Annotated in this window: 19 protein-coding genes; 7 read left to right on the top strand and 12 right to left on the bottom strand. The window is 72.1% G+C overall.

The window, feature by feature from the left end:
• Positions 1-3 precede the first annotated feature (3 nt).
• From H596_RS0103090 to H596_RS0103075, 4 genes are all read right to left on the bottom strand, one after another.
• Positions 4-342, bottom strand: a complete 339-nt coding sequence (locus tag H596_RS0103090) for a carboxymuconolactone decarboxylase family protein (protein WP_027283656.1) — start codon at positions 340-342, stop codon at positions 4-6.
• Positions 343-431: 89 nt separating this feature from the next.
• A complete protein-coding gene (locus H596_RS0103085) occupies positions 432-926 on the bottom strand; it encodes a DUF4189 domain-containing protein (protein WP_027283655.1) in 495 nt (164 codons plus the stop codon).
• Complete coding sequence (locus tag H596_RS22700; protein WP_051212286.1) at positions 916-2,673, bottom strand: glycosyltransferase; 1,758 nt, start codon at positions 2,671-2,673, stop codon at positions 916-918. The genes H596_RS0103085 and H596_RS22700 overlap by 11 nt, the downstream gene beginning before the upstream one ends.
• Positions 2,673-4,109, bottom strand: coding sequence for a mannose-1-phosphate guanylyltransferase/mannose-6-phosphate isomerase (locus H596_RS0103075; RefSeq protein WP_027283654.1), 1,437 nt, complete (start codon positions 4,107-4,109; stop codon positions 2,673-2,675). The genes H596_RS22700 and H596_RS0103075 overlap by 1 nt, the downstream gene beginning before the upstream one ends.
• A gap of 106 nt (positions 4,110-4,215) precedes the next feature.
• On the opposite strand from H596_RS0103075, the gene H596_RS19810 reads away from it, so the two are divergent.
• On the top strand, positions 4,216-5,562 hold the full coding sequence (locus H596_RS19810) for a glycosyltransferase family 4 protein (protein WP_037299814.1): 1,347 nt from the start codon (positions 4,216-4,218) through the stop codon (positions 5,560-5,562).
• Positions 5,559-6,149 carry a DUF4214 domain-containing protein gene (locus tag H596_RS23720; RefSeq protein WP_027283653.1) on the top strand — a complete coding sequence of 197 codons (591 nt, stop codon included), beginning with the start codon at positions 5,559-5,561 and terminating at the stop codon, positions 6,147-6,149. The genes H596_RS19810 and H596_RS23720 overlap by 4 nt, the downstream gene beginning before the upstream one ends.
• 217 nt (positions 6,150-6,366) lie before the next feature.
• Here the strand turns inward: H596_RS23720 and H596_RS0103060 are convergent, their stop codons facing one another.
• The 4 genes from H596_RS0103060 to H596_RS22695 form a co-directional block, all read right to left on the bottom strand.
• A complete protein-coding gene (locus tag H596_RS0103060) occupies positions 6,367-7,110 on the bottom strand; it encodes an SDR family NAD(P)-dependent oxidoreductase (protein WP_027283652.1) in 744 nt (247 codons plus the stop codon).
• Entirely contained in the window at positions 7,107-7,430 is a 324-nt protein-coding gene (locus tag H596_RS0103055; protein WP_027283651.1) for a monooxygenase, read from the bottom strand. The genes H596_RS0103060 and H596_RS0103055 overlap by 4 nt, the downstream gene beginning before the upstream one ends.
• A complete protein-coding gene (locus tag H596_RS0103050) occupies positions 7,420-8,271 on the bottom strand; it encodes a fumarylacetoacetate hydrolase family protein (protein ID WP_027283650.1) in 852 nt (283 codons plus the stop codon). Before H596_RS0103050 ends, H596_RS0103055 begins: the two co-directional genes overlap by 11 nt.
• Positions 8,272-8,344: 73 nt before the next feature.
• On the bottom strand, positions 8,345-8,956 hold the full coding sequence (locus H596_RS22695; protein WP_027283649.1) for a hypothetical protein: 612 nt from the start codon (positions 8,954-8,956) through the stop codon (positions 8,345-8,347).
• A gap of 162 nt (positions 8,957-9,118) precedes the next feature.
• Here H596_RS22695 and H596_RS0103040 point away from each other — a divergent pair, with 162 nt between their 5' ends.
• The 5 genes from H596_RS0103040 to H596_RS0103020 all read left to right on the top strand — a co-directional run bounded on the left by H596_RS0103040 (position 9,119) and on the right by H596_RS0103020 (position 12,828).
• Positions 9,119-9,430, top strand: coding sequence for a DUF4212 domain-containing protein (locus H596_RS0103040; RefSeq protein ID WP_084602543.1), 312 nt, complete (start codon positions 9,119-9,121; stop codon positions 9,428-9,430).
• Between the two features lie 2 nt (positions 9,431-9,432).
• A complete protein-coding gene (locus H596_RS0103035; protein WP_027283647.1) occupies positions 9,433-11,490 on the top strand; it encodes a sodium:solute symporter family protein in 2,058 nt (685 codons plus the stop codon).
• Between the two features lie 218 nt (positions 11,491-11,708).
• Positions 11,709-12,026 (top strand): YggT family protein, encoded by a 318-nt coding sequence (locus tag H596_RS0103030; protein ID WP_037299811.1) that lies wholly within the window; start codon positions 11,709-11,711, stop codon positions 12,024-12,026.
• A gap of 4 nt (positions 12,027-12,030) precedes the next feature.
• Positions 12,031-12,336, top strand: coding sequence for a hypothetical protein (locus H596_RS0103025; protein ID WP_027283645.1), 306 nt, complete (start codon positions 12,031-12,033; stop codon positions 12,334-12,336).
• A 111-nt stretch (positions 12,337-12,447) separates the two neighbouring features.
• Entirely contained in the window at positions 12,448-12,828 is a 381-nt protein-coding gene (locus tag H596_RS0103020; RefSeq protein WP_156910012.1) for a hypothetical protein, read from the top strand.
• Here H596_RS0103020 and H596_RS0103015 read toward each other — a convergent pair.
• From H596_RS0103015 to H596_RS0103000, 4 genes are all read right to left on the bottom strand, one after another.
• Positions 12,790-13,515, bottom strand: a complete 726-nt coding sequence (locus H596_RS0103015) for a hypothetical protein (RefSeq protein WP_027283643.1) — start codon at positions 13,513-13,515, stop codon at positions 12,790-12,792. The two genes, H596_RS0103020 and H596_RS0103015, sit on opposite strands and share 39 nt — an antisense overlap.
• A complete protein-coding gene (locus H596_RS0103010; RefSeq protein ID WP_027283642.1) occupies positions 13,512-14,921 on the bottom strand; it encodes a TRAP transporter large permease in 1,410 nt (469 codons plus the stop codon). The genes H596_RS0103015 and H596_RS0103010 overlap by 4 nt, the downstream gene beginning before the upstream one ends.
• Before the next feature lie 13 nt (positions 14,922-14,934).
• Positions 14,935-15,654: a TRAP transporter small permease subunit gene (locus H596_RS0103005; protein ID WP_245583944.1), complete on the bottom strand. Its 720-nt coding sequence runs from the start codon at positions 15,652-15,654 to the stop codon at positions 14,935-14,937.
• A gap of 128 nt (positions 15,655-15,782) precedes the next feature.
• Positions 15,783-16,919, bottom strand: a complete 1,137-nt coding sequence (locus H596_RS0103000) for a TRAP transporter substrate-binding protein (RefSeq protein WP_027283640.1) — start codon at positions 16,917-16,919, stop codon at positions 15,783-15,785.
• Positions 16,920-17,060 lie beyond the last annotated feature (141 nt).

Genomic DNA, 17,060 nt, shown 5'->3' with positions numbered 1-17,060 from the left:
GCCTCAGCCCCCCACCCCGTCCATCGCGTCCAGCACGTGCAGCGAGTAGGTCAGCGCCGCGCCGGCGTTGAGCGCGATGGCCACCCCCATCGCCTCGGCCAGCTCCTCCTTCGTGGCGCCCGCGGCGCGGGCCTTGCGCACATGCGCGTCGATGCAGCCCTCGCAGCGCGTCGTCACCGCCACCGCGAGGGCGATGAACTCGCGCGTCTTGGCGTCGAGGTGCTTCGTGGTCGCGGCCCCGCGCGAGAGGGCGGAGAAGCCCTTCACCACCTCCGGGTGCAGGGCGGCGAGCTCCTTGCCGCGTTCCTTCAGCGCGGCGCTGTAGCTGTCCCAGTCCTCGATTCGCGTGTCGGCGGTCATGGCATGCTCCTGGCCTGTCTCAACCCGAGGGGATGCTGGCCGATCGCCGCGCGCGCGTCCATGCGGGCGGCCTAGCCGGGTACGCAGCCGCTCGCCACCACGCGGCAGAGCAGCCCGCGCTCGCGCGCCGCGCATCGGGCCAGCGCCTCGCCTTCCGCCTGTTCGCGGCCTGCGCCCTCGGCGGCGAGGACAAGGGCCACCGGCAGCCGCGCCAGGGATTCGGGCGGGGCGGTGCCGAAACGCAGCGGGCGGAGGTCGCGCACGCCCTGGACCAGCGCCGCGCAGCCCCGCCCCACCTCCAGCATGCGGCGGCAGCTGCCGCCGCCCGGCCCGGCGCGGCAGAGCGTCTCAGCCTCGGCATGCGCCATCAGCCGGTCCGTCTGGGGGGCGCTCATCCCGAAGGCGGCGCCGGGCGCCAGGGCGGCGTAGACGGCGATCCATGCGTCCGAAGCCGGCGGGGCCGGCTCGCTCCGGCCCGGCTGCGCCCGGGCGGGCGCCGCCGCGGCCAGCAGCAGGGCAAGGAGCAGCGCCGCGCGCGCGGCGAGGCCGCACCGCTCAGCCGCCAAGGCGGCGCACCCCCAGGCGCTCGCTCAGATAGGTCTCGATCGCCCAGTGGTCGCTGTCGGCCGCCAGCAGCAGCCCGTGCACGCAGAGCGCGAGGCGCCGGGTCTCGCCGGGCGGCTGCGCTGCGCCGGTGCTGTCGAACTCCACCATCACATCGCCCTCCGGACCCACGGGCAGGCGGAACTCCAGCACGCGCCGCTCGCCCGCGCCGAGGCCGAGCCGCTCCCACTCCCCCGGCGCCTGGCCCGGGCCCCAGGCGCGCAGCCCGGTCTCGCTGGCCATCGGCGGGGCGGAGACCTCGAGGAACAGCCGCATCGCCTTGCCGGGCACGGCGGGAAGGCGCAGCCGGCCCGGGCGCTCGGTCAGCCAGACGCCCTGCGCCTCCTGCACGCTCCAGCCCTCGCCCTCCATCACGAGCTGGTGGGCCAGCGCGACGGGCTGCGGCAGGGCGCCCGGCCCGGCGGGTTCGGGCGCGGCGAAGGAGATGGGCCGGCCGGTCAGCGTGCCGGCGCGCGCCACCGGCGCGGGCAGCGCCGCCCCGGCGCCCTCCAGCGCGGCGGCGAAGCCCTCGGCCAGCGCGCGCCAGCTCCGCAGGCGCAGCCGCGCGCGCAGCCCCTCCTCCAGCGCCGCGCGCCGCGCCGGGTCGCGGATCAGTCCCCAGGCGAGATCGGCGAGTTCCGGCTCGCTCTGCGGGGTGAAGTAGAGCGCATGCGGCCCGCCCGCCTCGCGCAGGCTGGAATGGTCGGGGCAGAGCACGAGCTTGCCGAAGGAGAGCGCCTCGGTCACCGGCAGGCCCCAGCCCTCGTAGTGGCTGTTGAACACGGTGAAGAGGCAGTCGCGGTAGAGCCGGGCGAGCAGCGCGTCGCTCACCGCATCGAGCCAGACGGCGTGGGCGCGCAGCTCGGGCGCGCCGCGCAGCAGGCGCAGCGCGGGCTCCGCGCCGAAGCCGGCGCGCCCCGCAAGCACCAGGCGCGGCATGGCGTGCGCCCCGTGCCGGCGCAGAAGGGTGAGCCAGGCGCCGAGCAGCAGCGCGTGGTTCTTGCGCGCCTCGATGGTGGAGACGCAGAGCACGAAGGGCCGCCCGTCATCGAGCGGCGGCGGCAGGGCGGGCGGCTCGCCCGGCGGGGGCGGCAGGGGCGCATCGAGCGGCATGCTCGCCACCGGGATGTCGAGGGCGGGCAGCAGCCGGCGCTGCCAGTCGCGGAAATCCCGCGCCACGCAGGCGCTGGTGGCCACCACGCGGTCCGTCTGCAGGCAGAGGGCGAGGAAGCCCTCGGTGAAGGCCGCCACCAGCTCCGGCGGGCATTGCTCGGGCACGACGAGGGGGATCACGTCATGCACCAGCGCGGCGAGCGCCACGCCCGCGCCGCGCCGCAGCTCGCGCAGGCGGCGCATCTGGCCCGGCACCTGGGCGGCGAGGCCCAGCGTGGCCACCACGGCGCCGGGCGCGAAGCCCGGCTCGGGCGCGGCGGCATGGGCCTCGGCCAGCGCCTGCCGCGCCGCGCTCCAGCCCGGATCGTCCAGAGAGGCCCCGCCGCGCGCGGCGGCGAAGAGCGCGCGCAGCGGCGCCTCCGGCAGGTAGCGGAAGCGCGCCGAGGCGGCGTCGAAGGCGATGGGCCGCAGCAGCGCCTTCCCCTCGCCCAGCGCCGCCTCGATCAGCGCCATCTGCACCCGCGGCACGCCGAGCGGCGCACGGTTGCGCTCGAAATACCAGAGCAGGTCGGTGAGATCGGCGAAGAGGCGCGCCATCAGCTCCGGCCGTAATTGTCCTCGAGGCGCACGATGTCGTCCTCGCCGAGGTAGGAGCCCACCTGCACCTCGATCAGCACCAGCGGGATCATGCCCGGGTTCTCCAGGCGGTGCACGCAGCCGAGCGGCAGATAGACGGACTGGTTCTCCGAGAGCAGCAGGCTCTCCGCGTCGCGCTGCACGCGGGCGGTGCCCTTCACCACCACCCAGTGCTCGGCGCGGTGGTGGTGCTTCTGCAGCGAGAGCCGCCCGCCCGGGCGCACCACGATCTCCTTCACCTGGAAGCGGTCGCCCAGGATGAGGCCGGAATAATGCCCCCAGGGGCGATAGACCTTGCGGTGGGCTGCGGCCTCGGGCGCGCCCTCGGCCTTCAGGCGGTCCACCACATGCTTCACGTCCTGCGCGCGGGCGCGGGGCATCACCAGCACCGCGTCCTCGGTGGTGACCACCACGAGGTTGGCGCAGCCGAGCACCGCGGTGCGGATGCCGTCGGAGCGCACGAGGCAGTTGCGCGATTCCACCGCCGTCACCGGCCCGTGCAGGGCGTTGCGGCCCTCGTCCTTGGAGGCGATGGCCCAGAGCGCGTCCCAGCTTCCCACATCGTTCCAGCCGATCTCGCAGGGCACCACGGCAGCGCGGTCGGTGCGCTCCATCACGGCGTAATCTATGGAGAGGGAGGGGGCGGCGCGGAACTCCGCCGCACCCAGCCGCACGAAGCCGAGATCCCGCGTCGAGGCGGCGAGCGCGCCCTGCGCGGCGGCCAGCATCTCGGGCGCGTGGCGCGCCAGCTCCTCCACCATGGTGGCGGCGGTGGCCACGAACATGCCGCTGTTCCAGACATGCCTGCCATCGGCGACCAGGCGCTGGGCGGTCTCGGCGTCCGGCTTCTCGGTGAAGCGGGCCACGGCGCGCACCACCCCCACCCCTTCGGCCTCGCCGATGGGCGGGCCCATCTCGATGTAGCCGAAGCTCGTCTCGGGCGCGGTGGCGCGCATCCCGAAGGTGACGATCCGCCCGTCATGCCGGGCGGCGGCGGCGGCGAGCTGCAGCGCGGCGTGCAGGGCCGGCACGTCGCGGATCGCGTGATCGGCCGAGAGGATCCACAGCACCGCGCCCGGGCTCTCCTGCGCCACCATCGCGGCGGCGGCGGCGATGGCGGGGCCGGAGTTGCGGCCCTCGGGCTCCAGCAGGATGGTGGCGTCGCGGATGCCGATCTCCGCGAGCTGCTCGGCCACCAGGAAGCGGTGCGCCTCGTTGGCGACCACGAGAGGGGCGGCGAAGCCCTCGCCCACGGCGCGCAGCGCCGTCTCCTGGATCATGCTGCGCTCGGAGACGAGCGGCCAGAACTGCTTGGGGAACCCCCCGCGCGAAAGCGGCCAGAGCCGGGTTCCGGTGCCGCCGGAGAGGATCACGGGGACGATGGGCTGGGTCGTCATGGGCGCGCGGGTGTCCTGGGTTCGGGTCAGGCGGGGGCTTCGGGCCGCAACCGGGTGGAATCATGGCAGCCTTGTCGCCTTCCCGCGGCGAAGGCAAGTTGCGCCCATGCGAAACCAGCCGGCGCGGGTGTGGATGGACGGCTTCGGCCTCTCCATCGTGAACGGCACCGGCATCGCCACCTATTCGCGCCACCTCGCCGCCACGCTGCGGGACGCGGGCTTCGAGACAGCGCTGCTCTACGGCCGCCCCCTGCCCTGGCGGGGCGACGCCATGGCGCGCGAGATCGCCTTCTTCGACAGCCGCGCCCGCACGCCCCCCTTCTGGCGGCGCGCGCTCGCCCAGGCCCTGCCGCAGCGCGCCCTGCCGGTGGGCGGGCACGGGGTGGTGGACCGGCGGCTGCACGCGGCGGGCGCGCGCGCCGCCTTCTCGCCGGCCGAGGCCCCGCCCGGCCACGCGCTGTGGAACGCGAACGACATGTATGGCCGGGCGCTGATCCGCTTCGGCCTGACCCGCCTGCTGGGCCGGGGCCGGCTGATGCCGGTGCGCCTGGCCGGCGCCCCCCCGCCCGCGCTGATGCACTGGACGCATCTGCACCCGCTGCGCCTGGCGGGCTGCCCCAACATCCACACCCTGCACGACGCGATCCCGCTGCGCATGCCCTGGGTGGCGCTGGACGACAAGGCCGGCTGGCGCGCCTGCGCCGAGGCGGTGGCGCGGGAGGCCGCGCACATCCTCACCGTCTCCGAACATTCGCGGCGCGACCTGATCTCGCTGCTCGGCATCCCCGAGGAGCGGATCACCAACACCTATCAGCCCGTCCCTCCGCCCGATCACGGCTTCGACCACCGCATGTCGCGCGAGCGCATCGCTGCCGCCTACGGCCTTTCGGACAAGGGCTACCACCTCTGCCTCGGCTCGGTGGACCCGCGGAAGAACCTCGCGCGGATGCTCGACGCCTACATGAGCACGGGCATCCCCCGCCCCCTGATCCTGGTCGGCGGCAAGAGCGCCAACGCCGCGCCGGAGCTGCGCCTGCTGACGGAGGCGGGCGGCACCCGCTCGGCCGACGGGCGCATCCGCCATCTCGGCTACCTCCCGCGCGAGGATGTGGCCATGCTGATCCGCCATGCGCGCAGCCTCTGCTTCCCCTCGCTCTACGAGGGCTTCGGCCTGCCGGCGGTGGAGGCCATGCTGGAAGGAACCGCGGTGCTGACCTCCAACGTCTCCAGCCTGCCCGAGGTGGTGGGGGATGCCGCGCTGATGGTGGACCCCACCGACACCCGTGCCCTGGCCGAGGCGCTGCTCGCCCTCGATTCGGACGAGGACCTGCGCGCGCGCTACGAGGCGGCCGGCCCCGCCCGCGCCGCGCTGTTCAGCCCCGAGCGCCACGCCGCGCGGCTGGCCGCCGTGCATGCGCGGCTGGGCGTGACCTGGCCGGAGGCCGCGCCGTGAGCGAGGCCGCCCCCATCCGCGCCGGGCTGCTGCTCTGGGGCGCGGACGAGGATGTGGTGATCAACCTCTACCTCGCCGTGCTCGGCCGCTGGCCGGACGAGGGGGGCTTCGCCAACTACATGGGGCTGCTCGCCCAGGGCCCCGCCCAGCGCGCCCGCATGTTCGAGGAGCTGCGCCATTCCGAGGAGGCGCGCGCCCGCGCCCTGCCGCTCGATCCCGACCTCACGCCGGGCGGCGAGGCCGAATCGCTGGCCGCGCAGCTCCGCCTGCGCACGCGCTGGTTCCAGGCGGAGCTGGCGCGCCTCGCCGCCCGGCCCGCGGGGGGGACGGACCCCGCACTGGCCGAAGCCCTCGCCACTGCGCGGCAGGAGATCGCGGCGCTGCGGGCCGAGCAGGCGGCGCGCCTCGCCGCCATCGAGGCGGCGCTGGCCGGCGCCATCCCGCCCGCGCCCGTGCTCTCGCCCGCCCTCTCCCTCGGCCATGTGAACGACCTCGTGGAGGTGCTGCGCGCGGAGCTGCTGGAGCGGCTGCGGCGGCTGGAGCTGCGCGTGCTGGAGGCGGAAAAAGGAACGGGTCGGTCGGCGTGAACCGACCGACCCGCGGCCCGAAGGCCAGTCTGGCGTCGGCTTGCCGGGAAATAGCCTCCGCCGGATGCCGTCCGCCCCTGCCCGGAGGCAGTGGGACGACAGGAGGGATGCTGCCCCGTTCCGCCCAACGCCAGCATGAGAGGAAGCTTAACTATGCGAAATGGCGAGTTGAGGGGTCGGAAAGGTGACGCCCCGCCGCGTCAGGCGGAGATGACGTTCAGGCGATGCCGCCGTTCACATGGATCACTTGGCCCGTGACATAGCCCGCGCCGGGCGAGGCGAGCCAGGCCACGGCCTGCGCCACATCGACCGGCGTGCCGAGGCGCCGCAGGGGAATGCGCGCGATCATCGCCTCCCATTGCGCGGGCGTCATGGCCGCATGGGCGCCCGGATCCTTCTGCGTGTAACCCGGCGCGACGGCATTCACCGTCACCTCCGGCGCCCATTCGATGGCGAGCGCCCGCACCAGCGCCTCCACCCCCGCCTTGCCCGCGGCGGTGGCCGGAAAGGTGGCCGCATCATTGCGGAACATGTGCGCGACGAAGGAGGAGATGGCGATGAGGCGAGGCGCCTCCCCCGCGGCCAAATGGGGGCGGGCGGCGCGGGCGAGGCGCATGAAGGCCCAGAGAATCGTGTCCAGGCTGCGGGCGAAGCCCTCGTCGGTGATCTCCGCCACCGGCGTGCGGTCGGCGAAGCCCGCGTTGGAGACGAGCACATCGAGCCCGCCCAGCGCCTCCGCCGCCGCGGCCACCAGCGCGCCCGGCGCCTCCGGCGCGGCGAGGTCGCAGAGATGGGTGTGCGCCTCCACCCCCTGGGCGCGCAGCTCCTTCGCCACCGCATCCAGCTTCGCCGCGTTGCGGCGGGTGTGCAGCATCAGCCGCGCGCCGGGGGCGGCGAGCGCCCGGGCGCAGGCCGCCCCGATGCCCGAGGCCGCGCCGGTGATCAGCACCCGCCGCGTCACAGCGGCGCCCGGGTGAGGGCGGAAAGCGGCCCGTTCACCGCCCAGATCGCGGCGCGGATGTCGGTGGCCCCGCGCGCGGTCACGCGCGCCGTGTGCATGGCCTGGTAGGCCTCCGCCTCGGCGCGGGTGGCGAAGGCGTAGATGCCGCCCGCGCGGCCCGCGGCCTGGTCCTCGGTCCAGATCTTCCACAGCAGGCCGGGGGTTTCGGCGGCGATGGACTCCGCCAGGGCGCGCAGCTTCGCCACGCGCTCCTCGCCCCAGGGCGGGGGCGAGGCGAAATCCATCGCCAGGATGACGGGGCCCGCGGGTTCAGCCGGCATAGGCGACGGTGCGGCAGCGCTGCTCGCCCAGCCCCTCGATGCCCACGCGCACCTCCTGCCCCGGCTTGAGGAACCAGGGGGTAGGCTTCTTGCCCAGCCCCACCCCGGGCGGGGTGCCGGTGAAGATCACGTCGCCGGGGAAGAGGGTGATGCACTGGCTGACGTAGCTCACCAGCGTCTTCACGCCGAAGATCATCGTCTTGGTGCTGCCGTCCTGCTCGCGCTTTCCGTCCACATCCGTCCACATGCGCAGGTTCTGCGGGTCGGGCACCTCGTCCTTGGTCACCATCCAGGGGCCGAGGGGGCCGAAGCTCTCGAAGCCCTTGCCCTTGTCCCAGGTCGGCCCGCGCTCGGACTGCCAGTGGCGCTCGGAGACGTCGTTGCCCACGGCGAAGCCCGCGACATGCTCCATCGCCTGCTCCTCGCTGACGTAGCGGGCGGTGGTGCCGATGACGATGACGAGCTCGCACTCCCAGTCCGTCTTGGTGCTGCCCTTGGGGATGATGATGTCGTCATACGGCCCCGAGAGCGCGCCGAGCGACTTGAGGAAGACGATGGGCTCGCTGGGCGGGGCGGCGCCGGTCTCGGCCGCATGGTCGGCGTAGTTGAGGCCGATGCAGACCATGTTCTTCATGCCGGTGACGCAGGGGCCGAGGCGCGGGTTGCCCGGCACGGCGGGCAGCGTGGCGGGGTCGAGCGCCTTGAGCTTGGCCAGAACGCCGGGCGCCAGCGTCTCGCCATTGATGTCGGCGACCACGCCCGAGAGGTCGCGGATGGTGCCGGCGGCATCGAGCAGGCCGGGCTTCTCCTGGCCCTTGGGGCCGTAACGCAGCAGCTTCATGGACGTCTTCCTTCGCCGGATGATGCGGCGGCCAGGATAACACCCGGCGCGCGAAGGGAAATCCGCCCCCGCCTCAGACGGGCGCGAGGCCGGCGAGGCCGCGGGCCAGGGCTGGCGCCTCGAAGCGCCGCTCCAGCTCCTGCTGGGTGCTGACGACATGGAAGCGCAGCGCGCCGCGGAGCGACGGCGCCTCGCCCACGCGCTGGTCGGCATGGATGGGCAGTGTGGCGAAGAGCACCGGCTCGGCCAGCAGGGGCAGCTTGTCGGCCGGCAGGGGCGGCGCGGCCTGGAGCGCGGCGACATGGCGCGGCCAGGCCTCGGCGCGCTCCCGCGCGCTGGGCAGTTCGGCGGGCGGCGGCGGCTCGGCGAGCAGCGCGGCCTCGTGCAGCCGGGCGAGGCCGAGGGCCAGCGCCGCCTCGCCGCCCGCGGCATGCGGGCGCAGATGCGCCTCGAACACGGCGGCGAGGTCGGAGACGCTGGCGAAGAACACCTGCCAGCGGCAGTGCTGCAGCGCCGCCTGGAAGTCCGGATCGGAGAAGTAGCGCGCCTCGCGCCGGCCGGTCTTGACCCGGCAGTAGTCCACCACCGTCTTCTGCGCCACGAAGGCCGCCTGGGCGTGCAGGAAGGCCCCGAGCGCCTCCGGCGCGGCACTGCGTCGCGTGCGGAAGAAGTCCAGGAACTCCATGATCTTGCTCCCTTCGGGCCGGACCTGTGCCGCGCTGCAACACGCCCCCAGTAAATCTGGCCTTAACTAATGTTAATGCGTCAAGCTTTGGTGTGAACGTTACACCGCGGAGGCGAAGGCGCGGGGCCACGGAGAATCTCCGCGCCGGGAGGAGAACAAAGCATGCCCCTCGCAGAACCAGTCAACGAGCCGGCGCCGCCGCCCCCCGCGGCGGCGATCGCCCCGGAGACGGCCCGGGCCTATTGGCGCAAGACGTCCAGCCTGATGTGGACGGTGCTGGCGATCTGGTTCATCGCCGGCTTCGGCGTCCATCTTTTCGCGCCCTCGCTGAACCCGATCCACGTCGCGGGCTTCCCGCTCGGCTTCTATTTCGCCGCCCAGGGCAGCCTGATCGTCTTCGTCCTCGGCCTGTGGTGGTTCGCCAAGCGGCAGAACCAGATCGACGAGGAGTTCGGCGTGCAGGAGGACGAGTGACCATGTCCGCCAGCACCGGGGGCAAGGACCCCTTCATCTCGAACCTCAACAAGATCTACGCGGGCTATACGGGGGGCTTCCTCGGCTTCGTGGTGATCCTCGGCATCCTCGAGCAGCTCGGCGTGCCGGACCGGATCATCGGCTATCTCTTCGTGTTCCTCACCATCGGCGTCTATGCCTATATCGGCATCATCAGCCGCACGGCGCAGGTGGCGGAATACTACGTCGCCGGGCGCAAGGTGCCGGCCGTCTACAACGGCATGGCCACGGGCTCGGACTGGATGTCGGCCGCCTCCTTCATCGGCATGGCGGGCTCGCTCTACGCGCTGGGCTATGGCGGCCTCGCCTTCATCCTGGGCTGGACGGGCGGCTACATGCTGGTGGCGGTGCTGCTCGCGCCCTATCTGCGCAAGTTCGGCCAGTACACGGTGCCCGACTTCCTGGGCGCGCGCTATGGCGGCAACGTCGCGCGCGCGATCGGCGTGGCGGTGCTGATCACGGCCTCCTTCGTCTATGTCGTGGCGCAGATCGTGGGCGTGGGCATCATCACCCAGCGCTTCCTCGACGTCTCCTTCGGCGTGGCGGTGTTCCTGGGCCTCGCGGGCATCCTGGTCTGCTCCATGCTGGGCGGCATGCGCGCGGTGACCTGGACGCAGGTGGCGCAGTACATCATCCTCATCATCGCCTACCTGATCCCGGCCATCCTCATGTCGGTGAAGATCACCGGCGTGCCGCTGCCGCAGCTCATGTACGGCGTGGCGCTGGAGCGGATCGAAGGGCTGGAGCAGGCCTTCCGCGCCGCGGGGCAGACGCCGCCGCCCGGGGTGGTGGGCTTCCACACCGCGCCCTTCATCGGCCCCAACGGCCAGTTCTCCATGTCGGCCGCGGTGAACTTCTTCGCCCTCGTGTTCTGCCTGATGGTGGGCACGGCCGCGCTGCCGCACATCCTGATGCGCTACTTCACCACGCCTTCCGTGCGCGAGGCCCGCGCCTCGGTGGCCTGGTCGCTGTTCTTCATCTTCCTGCTCTACTTCACGGCGCCGGCCTACGCCGCCTTCGGCAAGCTGGAGATCTACCAGAACTTCATCAACCAGCCGATCGCGGCGCTGCCGGAGTGGGTGAAGAACTGGCAGATCATGTCGCCCTACGGCGTGCCCTGGATCAACATCGTGGACGCGAACCGCGACGGGATCCTGCAGTGGAACGAGTTCCGCATCCATCCGGACGTGGTGGTGCTCGCCACGCCCGAGATCGCGGGCATGCCCTATGTGATCGCGGGCATGGTGGCCGCGGGCGGCCTCGCCGCCGCGCTCTCCACCGCCGACGGCCTGCTGCTCGCGCTCGCCAACGCGCTCAGCCACGACGTGTACTACAAGATGATCAACCGCAACGCGCCCACCGCGCAGCGGCTGATCATCGCGCGCGTGCTGCTGATCCTGGTGGCGATCGCGGCGGCCTGGACGGCCGGCAACGCGGGGGCGGACATCCTCTTCCTCGTCGCCTGGGCCTTCTCCATCGCCGCCGCCGGCCTCTTCGCCGCGCTGGTGATGGGCGTCTGGTACAAGAAGACCACGAACACCGCGGCCTGCCTCGGCATGATCGTGGGCTACGTGGTCACCTTCGGCTACCTGATCTGGTCGGAGTTCTTCGGCCTCTCCTTCGTCGAGGTCTTCGGCACCAAGGAGGCGATCCTCAACGCCGCCCGCGCCGCCGCGGCGCTGCCCCAGGCCTCGGCCGAACTGAAGGCCTATGCCTCGGGGCTGGTGGCCAACGCCTCGGCCATCCAGGACGGCACCTTCGCCTGGTTCGGCAAGGCGCTCTCCGGCTGGGGGATGAACACCGACCATGTGGTGCTGCGCGGGCGCATCGTGGCGCGCCTGTGGGGCATCAACAACATCTCGGGCGGCATCTTCGGCGTGCCGCTCGCCTTCCTCACCATCTACGTCGTGTCGCAGTTCACCAAGGCGCCTTCCCAGGCGATGCAGGACTTCGTGGAGTCCATTCGCATCCCCAAGGGCGGCGTCCGGCTGGCCGATGCGCGCGAGGCGGTGAAGGAGTAAGGCGCGCACCGCCGGGCCCGCACCCGGCGGCCCGTCCTTCCGCAACGGGGGGGGCCCTGGCGACGGGGCCCCCTTTCCCGTGTCCGGTGGCGCGAGAGCGGTTTCCGGATGACGGGAAACCGCCCTCGCCGCGTCATTCCGGGCAGATTCGCGCCGTGGCCGATTCCAGCCATGCGCGATCTGCTCTAGAGCGGCCGGGCTGCTTCATCCGGTGGGCCATGAACGATTTCGTGCTCGGGCACCTGCCCTTCTGGATCGTGAACTACCTGCTGGCCCTGCTCGGCTGGGCCTGCATCGGGCGTTTCCTGATGTCCGCCTTCCTGCCGCCCGAGCATCCCAACTACATCTTCCGCGGCTTCCGCTGGCTCACCGCCATCCCCGTCGCCGCCGCACGCCGGCTGGTGCCGAGCTATGTCACGCCCATGTGGCTGCCGCTGGTCGCCTGCTGCTGGCTCTTCGCGCTGCGCTGGGTGATCGGGCTGTCCATGATCGGGGCGGGGCTCGCCCCGCGCCTCGCCCCCCCGGCCGGAGGCTGAGGCCATGACGCGCGAGACCGCCTTCACCCTCATCGTCGCCACCTGCCTGCTGCACGGGCTGATCAGCCCGGCGCTGATGTATGTGGCCTTCTTCCATCCCGTCTGGCTGCCCGAGATGCTGCCCGTGACGCCGGAGATCGTCTTCTACGGCTCCTCCATGATCGTCTCGACCGGCACGCTGCTGCTCACCGCCGTCCCGGCGGCGCTGGCCGAGCGGGTGCTGAAGCTCGGCGAGGAGGCGGCGCTGATGGTCTGGCTGGCCGGCGCGGCGGCGCTGACGGGCTTCGCCGTGCTCGCCCGCATGGGATGATCCGCCACCGCGCCGAATGACGCGGTTTTCATTTTCCCGCAGGGTCTGGGCGGGAAAGCCGCTGCCACCATTCGCGCCATCGCGGGATCCGGCATCCGGGGGGTGAACCAGGTGGACGAGACGTTGCGGACCTTCGCCGATGTCTCCATCCGGCGCGCCTGCGCCTTCACCGGTCTCGCCGTCATGACCGTGATGCTGGCGCTCTCCTACGACCTCACCCTCTCCTTCCGCATCGGCGCGCAGATGATCGCCTTCCTGGTCTTCGGCCTGGTGCTGGCCGGCTGGCGCGCGCCCCACCGCAACCTGCGCCACTCCGAGGTCTATGCCATGCTGCGCTCCGCCGGCGTGCCGCGCGGGCGTCTGGCGCGGGCGGAGATGCAGGCCCGGCTCGGCGCCATCCTGCGCGACCGCCTTTTCTGGCATGCCGAGCGGGTGGCGCTGCTCGCGCTCGGCCTATGGGCCCTCGCCCTGCTGAGCTGGCTCGTCCACTGAGCCGGTCAGAACAACGCTGACGCGCCCCAGCCCGCCGATGGCGGCGGACCATTTCCCCGGCGCGGCCGCGCGCGTGCCGCCGAGCCCGGCCAGCACCAGCAGCGCCCCCGCCGGCAGCCCCCCCCAGCGCCGGCCCGCGGCCGCCGCCTGATCCATCAGCGCGCGGAGATTCTCCTGCACCGGGCGGGGCCTCGTTCCCGTCGGGCCGATCCGGGCCTCGGCGCGCTCGGGCAGCACCCCCAGCCCCCGCTTGCCGGCCAGCACCAGCCCGAGCGAGGCGAGATCGGCCACCGCCTGCGCCGCATCGGCCGGGCCGTCGCGGTAGCGGTCGGCGGCGACATCCACCGCGGGGTGCAGCGCCGAGAAGCTGGGCGGCGCCTCGGCGAGCGGGGCGGCCAGCACCCCGATCACCGCGGCCGAGAGGCGCGGATGGCGCAGCGCCGGCAGCGCCACCGGCGTGGCGGCGCGCAGCAGCCGCGGCCCGAGCAGGGGCGCGGCCACCCATGAGCCCCCCGGCGCGGGGGCGAGGCGGATGCCGATGACGGGGTGGCCGAGCCGCTCGACCAGCGCCGCCGCCACCTCCTCCGCCGCCGCGACATCGGCGGGGGACATCCCGGCCGGCAGCGGGGCGAGCGCCTCTCCCTGCTCCCAGGCCTCGGCCAGCGCGGCGACCAGCGCCTCGCTCATCGCAGCGGCGGGAGTTCCGGGATTTCCTCCTCCTGGAAGCCACCCTCGGGCGGGGCCTCGATGGAGACGGGCGGCGGGCCGGATTGGCCGCCATAGAGCGTCTCGGGCAGCCAGGTGACCATGGCCGGGAACATGTACACGAGGAACATCGTGAGCACGACGATGTAGATGAAGGGCATGCAGCCGCGGAAGATGTCCTCGAGCTTCACATGCTTGGGCGCCACGCCCTTGAGATAGAAGGCGGCCATTGCCACCGGCGGCGAGAGGAAGCTCGTCTGCAGGTTCAGCGCGATCAGGATGCCGAAGAAGAGCGGGTCCACGCCGAAATCGTCGAGCAGCGGCAGGAAGATGGGCACGAAGATCACGATGATCTCCGTCCATTCCAGCGGCCAGCCGAGGATGAAGATGATGGCCTGCGCCAGCAGCATGAAGGTGAAGGTGTTGAGCGGCAGGCTCTTCACGAACTCCTCGACCACGCTCTGCCCGCCGAGATAGCCGAACACCGAGGAGAAGATGTAGCTGCCGACGAAGAGCCAGCACACCATCGCGCTGGTGCGGGCGGTGAGGAACACGCTTTCCTTCAGCTTCTCGAAGGTGAAGGCGCGGTAGGCGATGGCCAGCAGCACCGCGCCGAGCGAGCCCATGGCCGCGGCCTCGGACGGCGTGGCGAGCCCCATGAGGATCGCGCCCAGCACCATCGCGATGAGGAGCGCGAGCGGGAGGAAGCTCGTCAGCAGGTTCCAGAGGATGACGCGGAAGGGCACGGCCACCGCCTCGGGCGGCAGGCGCGGCGCCACGCCCGGCTTGATGATGGCGATGCCGATCGCGTAGGCGACATACATCCCCGCGAGGAAGACGCCCGGGATGAAGGCGGCCGCGTAGAGCTGCACGACCGAGACGCCCGCCGTCGCGCCATAGAGGATGAGCATGATCGAGGGCGGGATCAGGATCCCGAGGCAGCCCCCCGCGCACACCACCCCCGCCGCGAGCTTCACGTCGTAGCCCGCGCGCAGCATGGCCGGGAAGGCGAGCAGCCCCATCAGCGTCACCACCGCGCCGACGATGCCCGTCGCGGTGGCGAAGAGCGCGCATGTGGCGAGCGTGGCGACCGCGAGCGAGCCCGGGATGTTGCCCGAAGCCATCTGCAGCGAGCGGAACAGGCGGTCGAGGATGTTCGCGCGCTCGATGATGTAGCCCATGAAGACGAAGAGCGGCACGCTGATCAGGACGTCGCTCGACATCACCGCATAGGTGCGCTGGATGAGCAGGTCGAAGATCCGCTCGCCCATGCCGAGGTAGCCGAAGAACAGCCCCATCGCCATGAGCGTGAAGGCGATGGGAAAGCCCAGCAGGATGAAGAAGAGGAACAGGAGGAGCTGCGTGAGCCCCAGCGCGGCGTCGGTCATGGGCGTTCGGGGCTCAGGCGTTCTTGTGCACGATGGCGTCTTCGCCCTGCTCGGCGAGCAGGCGGGCCAGCTCCTCCGGGTCGCGCTCGGCGGCCTCGGCGAGCAGGATCTGGTCGAGCTCCTGCACGTCATGCAGGCGCTGCGGCCAGGCGCCCTCGCGGATGCAGCGCACGCAGCGCACCGTCTCGACGAGGCCCTGGAGCAGCATGATGGCCCCCACGACCGGGATGATCCCCTTGAAGGGCCAGATGATGGGGCCCGAGGGGCTGAACATGCTGCGCTCGTTCTGCACGTAGCTCAGCTCGAAGAAGTGGAAGCCGGCCACCATGAAGGCGAAGATCGCGGGGAAGAAGAACAGGATGTAGAGCAGCAGGTCCAGCATGGCCTGCCGCCGCGGGGCCAGCATCCGGTAGAGGAAGTCGCCGCGGACATGGCCGTTGCGGCTGAGCGTGTAGGCGCCGGCGAACATGAAGAGCGTGCCGTAAAGCATGTACTGCACGTCATAGCCCCAGTTGGTGGGGGCGCTGAAGAACCGGCGGGCGAACACCTCATAGACGATGGCCGCCGTGAGCAGCAGGATGGTCCAGGAGAAGAGCTGGCCGATCAGGGTCGAGAAGCGGTCCACGCCGAGCAAGGCGCGCTGCACGACGCCGGCCTGGGAAAAGGCGATGCCCACGATGATCGCGGCGACGACGAGGCCCGCGAGCCCGGCGAGGAAGATGCTGTCCGTCATGTTCCGTTGCTGCCTCTCCGCCCCATGCGCTCGGCCCGGTGGGCAACGCCGTTTCGGGCGATGCCACCGGGCCGGCCAGGACGCAACTCACGGCTCGTTCATGCGCGCCGGCGGGCCGGCGCCGCGCCTCAGCGGCGCGCGAAGAAGTGGTTGAAGCTGCGCACGGGGCTGACCTCGTAGCGCAGGAAGAAGTTGCCCACGCGGCGGCACCACTCGCGCTGGCTGTCGCACACCTTCTTGAAGAAGGGGCCGGCGGCGGGGCTGGAGTTGTCGGCCTCCAGCCGCGCGATCACGCGGTCCCAGGCGGCGAGCTGCGCATCCAGGATCGCCGTCGGCGTGGTGCGGACGTTCACGCCCTGCTGCTGCTGCATCGCCAGCAGGTCGGCCGAGTAGCGGTCCTGCAGCTTCCAGGACATGTCGGCCGAGGAGGCCTCGGCCGCGTGGCGGATCACCGCCTGCAGCTCCGCCGGCAGGCCCTCGAAGCGCTGGCGGTTGAACAGCACCTCGAAGGTCTCCACCGCCTGGTGGTAGGACTGGAGATAATAGTTCTTCGCCACGTCCGGGAAGCCCAGCACGCGGTCGGAGGAGGGGTTGTTGAACTCCGCCGCGTCGATCACGCCGCGCTCCAGCGCGGGCACGATCTCGCCGCCCGGCAGCGCCACCACGGCCGCGCCCATCTCCTGGAACAGGTCGGTCGCGAGGCCCACGGTGCGGTAGCGCAGGCCGCGGATCTGCTCCACCCGCTCGATGGGGTTGCGGAACCAGCCGAGCGGCTGCGTCGGCATCGGGCCGGTCTGGAAGCCGATGACGTTCATCCGCAGGATGTCGTGCATCAGTTCGCGGTAGAGCGCCTGGCCGCCGCCGTAGTAGAACCAGCCGAGGAACTGATTGGCGTCGCCGAACCAGGGCGGGGTGGTGCCGAACAGGCTGAAGGCGCGGTTGCGGCCGAACCAGTAGGCGGAGACGCCATGCCCGCCGTCCAGCGTTCCCGCATGCACCGCATCGAGAAGCTGGAAGGCGCCCACCACGGCGCCCGCGGCGAGAAGCTCGAGCCGCAGGCGGCCGCCCGCCATGCTGTTGACGCGGCTCACATAGTCGCCGGCGAATTCATGGAAGATGTCGCGCTGCGGCCAGGTGGACTGGAAGCGCAGCGTCACCGTCTGCGCGCGGCTGACCTGGGGCGTGGCCAGCACGGCCGCGCCGGCGGCGACGGCCCCGGCCTTGAGAAGGCCGCGGCGGGCCGGGGCGGTGGAAGTGTCGGTCATGATTCCTCCCTGCAGCAGGAAGCCCATTCAGGCCGTCCAGCATCGCGATTAACGAATGCATGGCCGGGTTGCAACAGCGTCCCGTCGTCTTCGGGATTCCGCGCCCCGCAGCGCGAGTTTCCTTGACTCACGGCGCGGCCG

It is taken from the genome of Rubritepida flocculans DSM 14296, assembly GCF_000425365.1.
Taxonomy (GTDB): domain Bacteria; phylum Pseudomonadota; class Alphaproteobacteria; order Acetobacterales; family Acetobacteraceae; genus Roseococcus; species Roseococcus flocculans.
The sequence above is the reverse complement of the archived record's forward strand: the minus strand, read 5'-3'. Positions and strand labels throughout refer to the sequence as shown.

Coding starts and splice junctions, on each gene's coding strand:
- H596_RS22700 (WP_051212286.1), bottom strand. CDS start 2,673: ATGGCGCGCCTCTTCGCCGATCTCACCGACCTGCTCTGGTATTTCGAG.
- H596_RS0103075 (WP_027283654.1), bottom strand. CDS start 4,109: ATGACGACCCAGCCCATCGTCCCCGTGATCCTCTCCGGCGGCACCGGA.
- H596_RS19810 (WP_037299814.1), top strand. CDS start 4,216: ATGCGAAACCAGCCGGCGCGGGTGTGGATGGACGGCTTCGGCCTCTCC.
- H596_RS0103055 (WP_027283651.1), bottom strand. CDS start 7,430: ATGCCGGCTGAACCCGCGGGCCCCGTCATCCTGGCGATGGATTTCGCC.
- H596_RS0103050 (WP_027283650.1), bottom strand. CDS start 8,271: ATGAAGCTGCTGCGTTACGGCCCCAAGGGCCAGGAGAAGCCCGGCCTG.
- H596_RS22695 (WP_027283649.1), bottom strand. CDS start 8,956: ATGGAGTTCCTGGACTTCTTCCGCACGCGACGCAGTGCCGCGCCGGAG.
- H596_RS0103040 (WP_084602543.1), top strand. CDS start 9,119: ATGCCCCTCGCAGAACCAGTCAACGAGCCGGCGCCGCCGCCCCCCGCG.
- H596_RS0103035 (WP_027283647.1), top strand. CDS start 9,433: ATGTCCGCCAGCACCGGGGGCAAGGACCCCTTCATCTCGAACCTCAAC.
- H596_RS0103030 (WP_037299811.1), top strand. CDS start 11,709: ATGAACGATTTCGTGCTCGGGCACCTGCCCTTCTGGATCGTGAACTAC.
- H596_RS0103025 (WP_027283645.1), top strand. CDS start 12,031: ATGACGCGCGAGACCGCCTTCACCCTCATCGTCGCCACCTGCCTGCTG.
- H596_RS0103015 (WP_027283643.1), bottom strand. CDS start 13,515: ATGAGCGAGGCGCTGGTCGCCGCGCTGGCCGAGGCCTGGGAGCAGGGA.
- H596_RS0103010 (WP_027283642.1), bottom strand. CDS start 14,921: ATGACCGACGCCGCGCTGGGGCTCACGCAGCTCCTCCTGTTCCTCTTC.
- H596_RS0103005 (WP_245583944.1), bottom strand. CDS start 15,654: ATGACGGACAGCATCTTCCTCGCCGGGCTCGCGGGCCTCGTCGTCGCC.
- H596_RS0103000 (WP_027283640.1), bottom strand. CDS start 16,919: ATGACCGACACTTCCACCGCCCCGGCCCGCCGCGGCCTTCTCAAGGCC.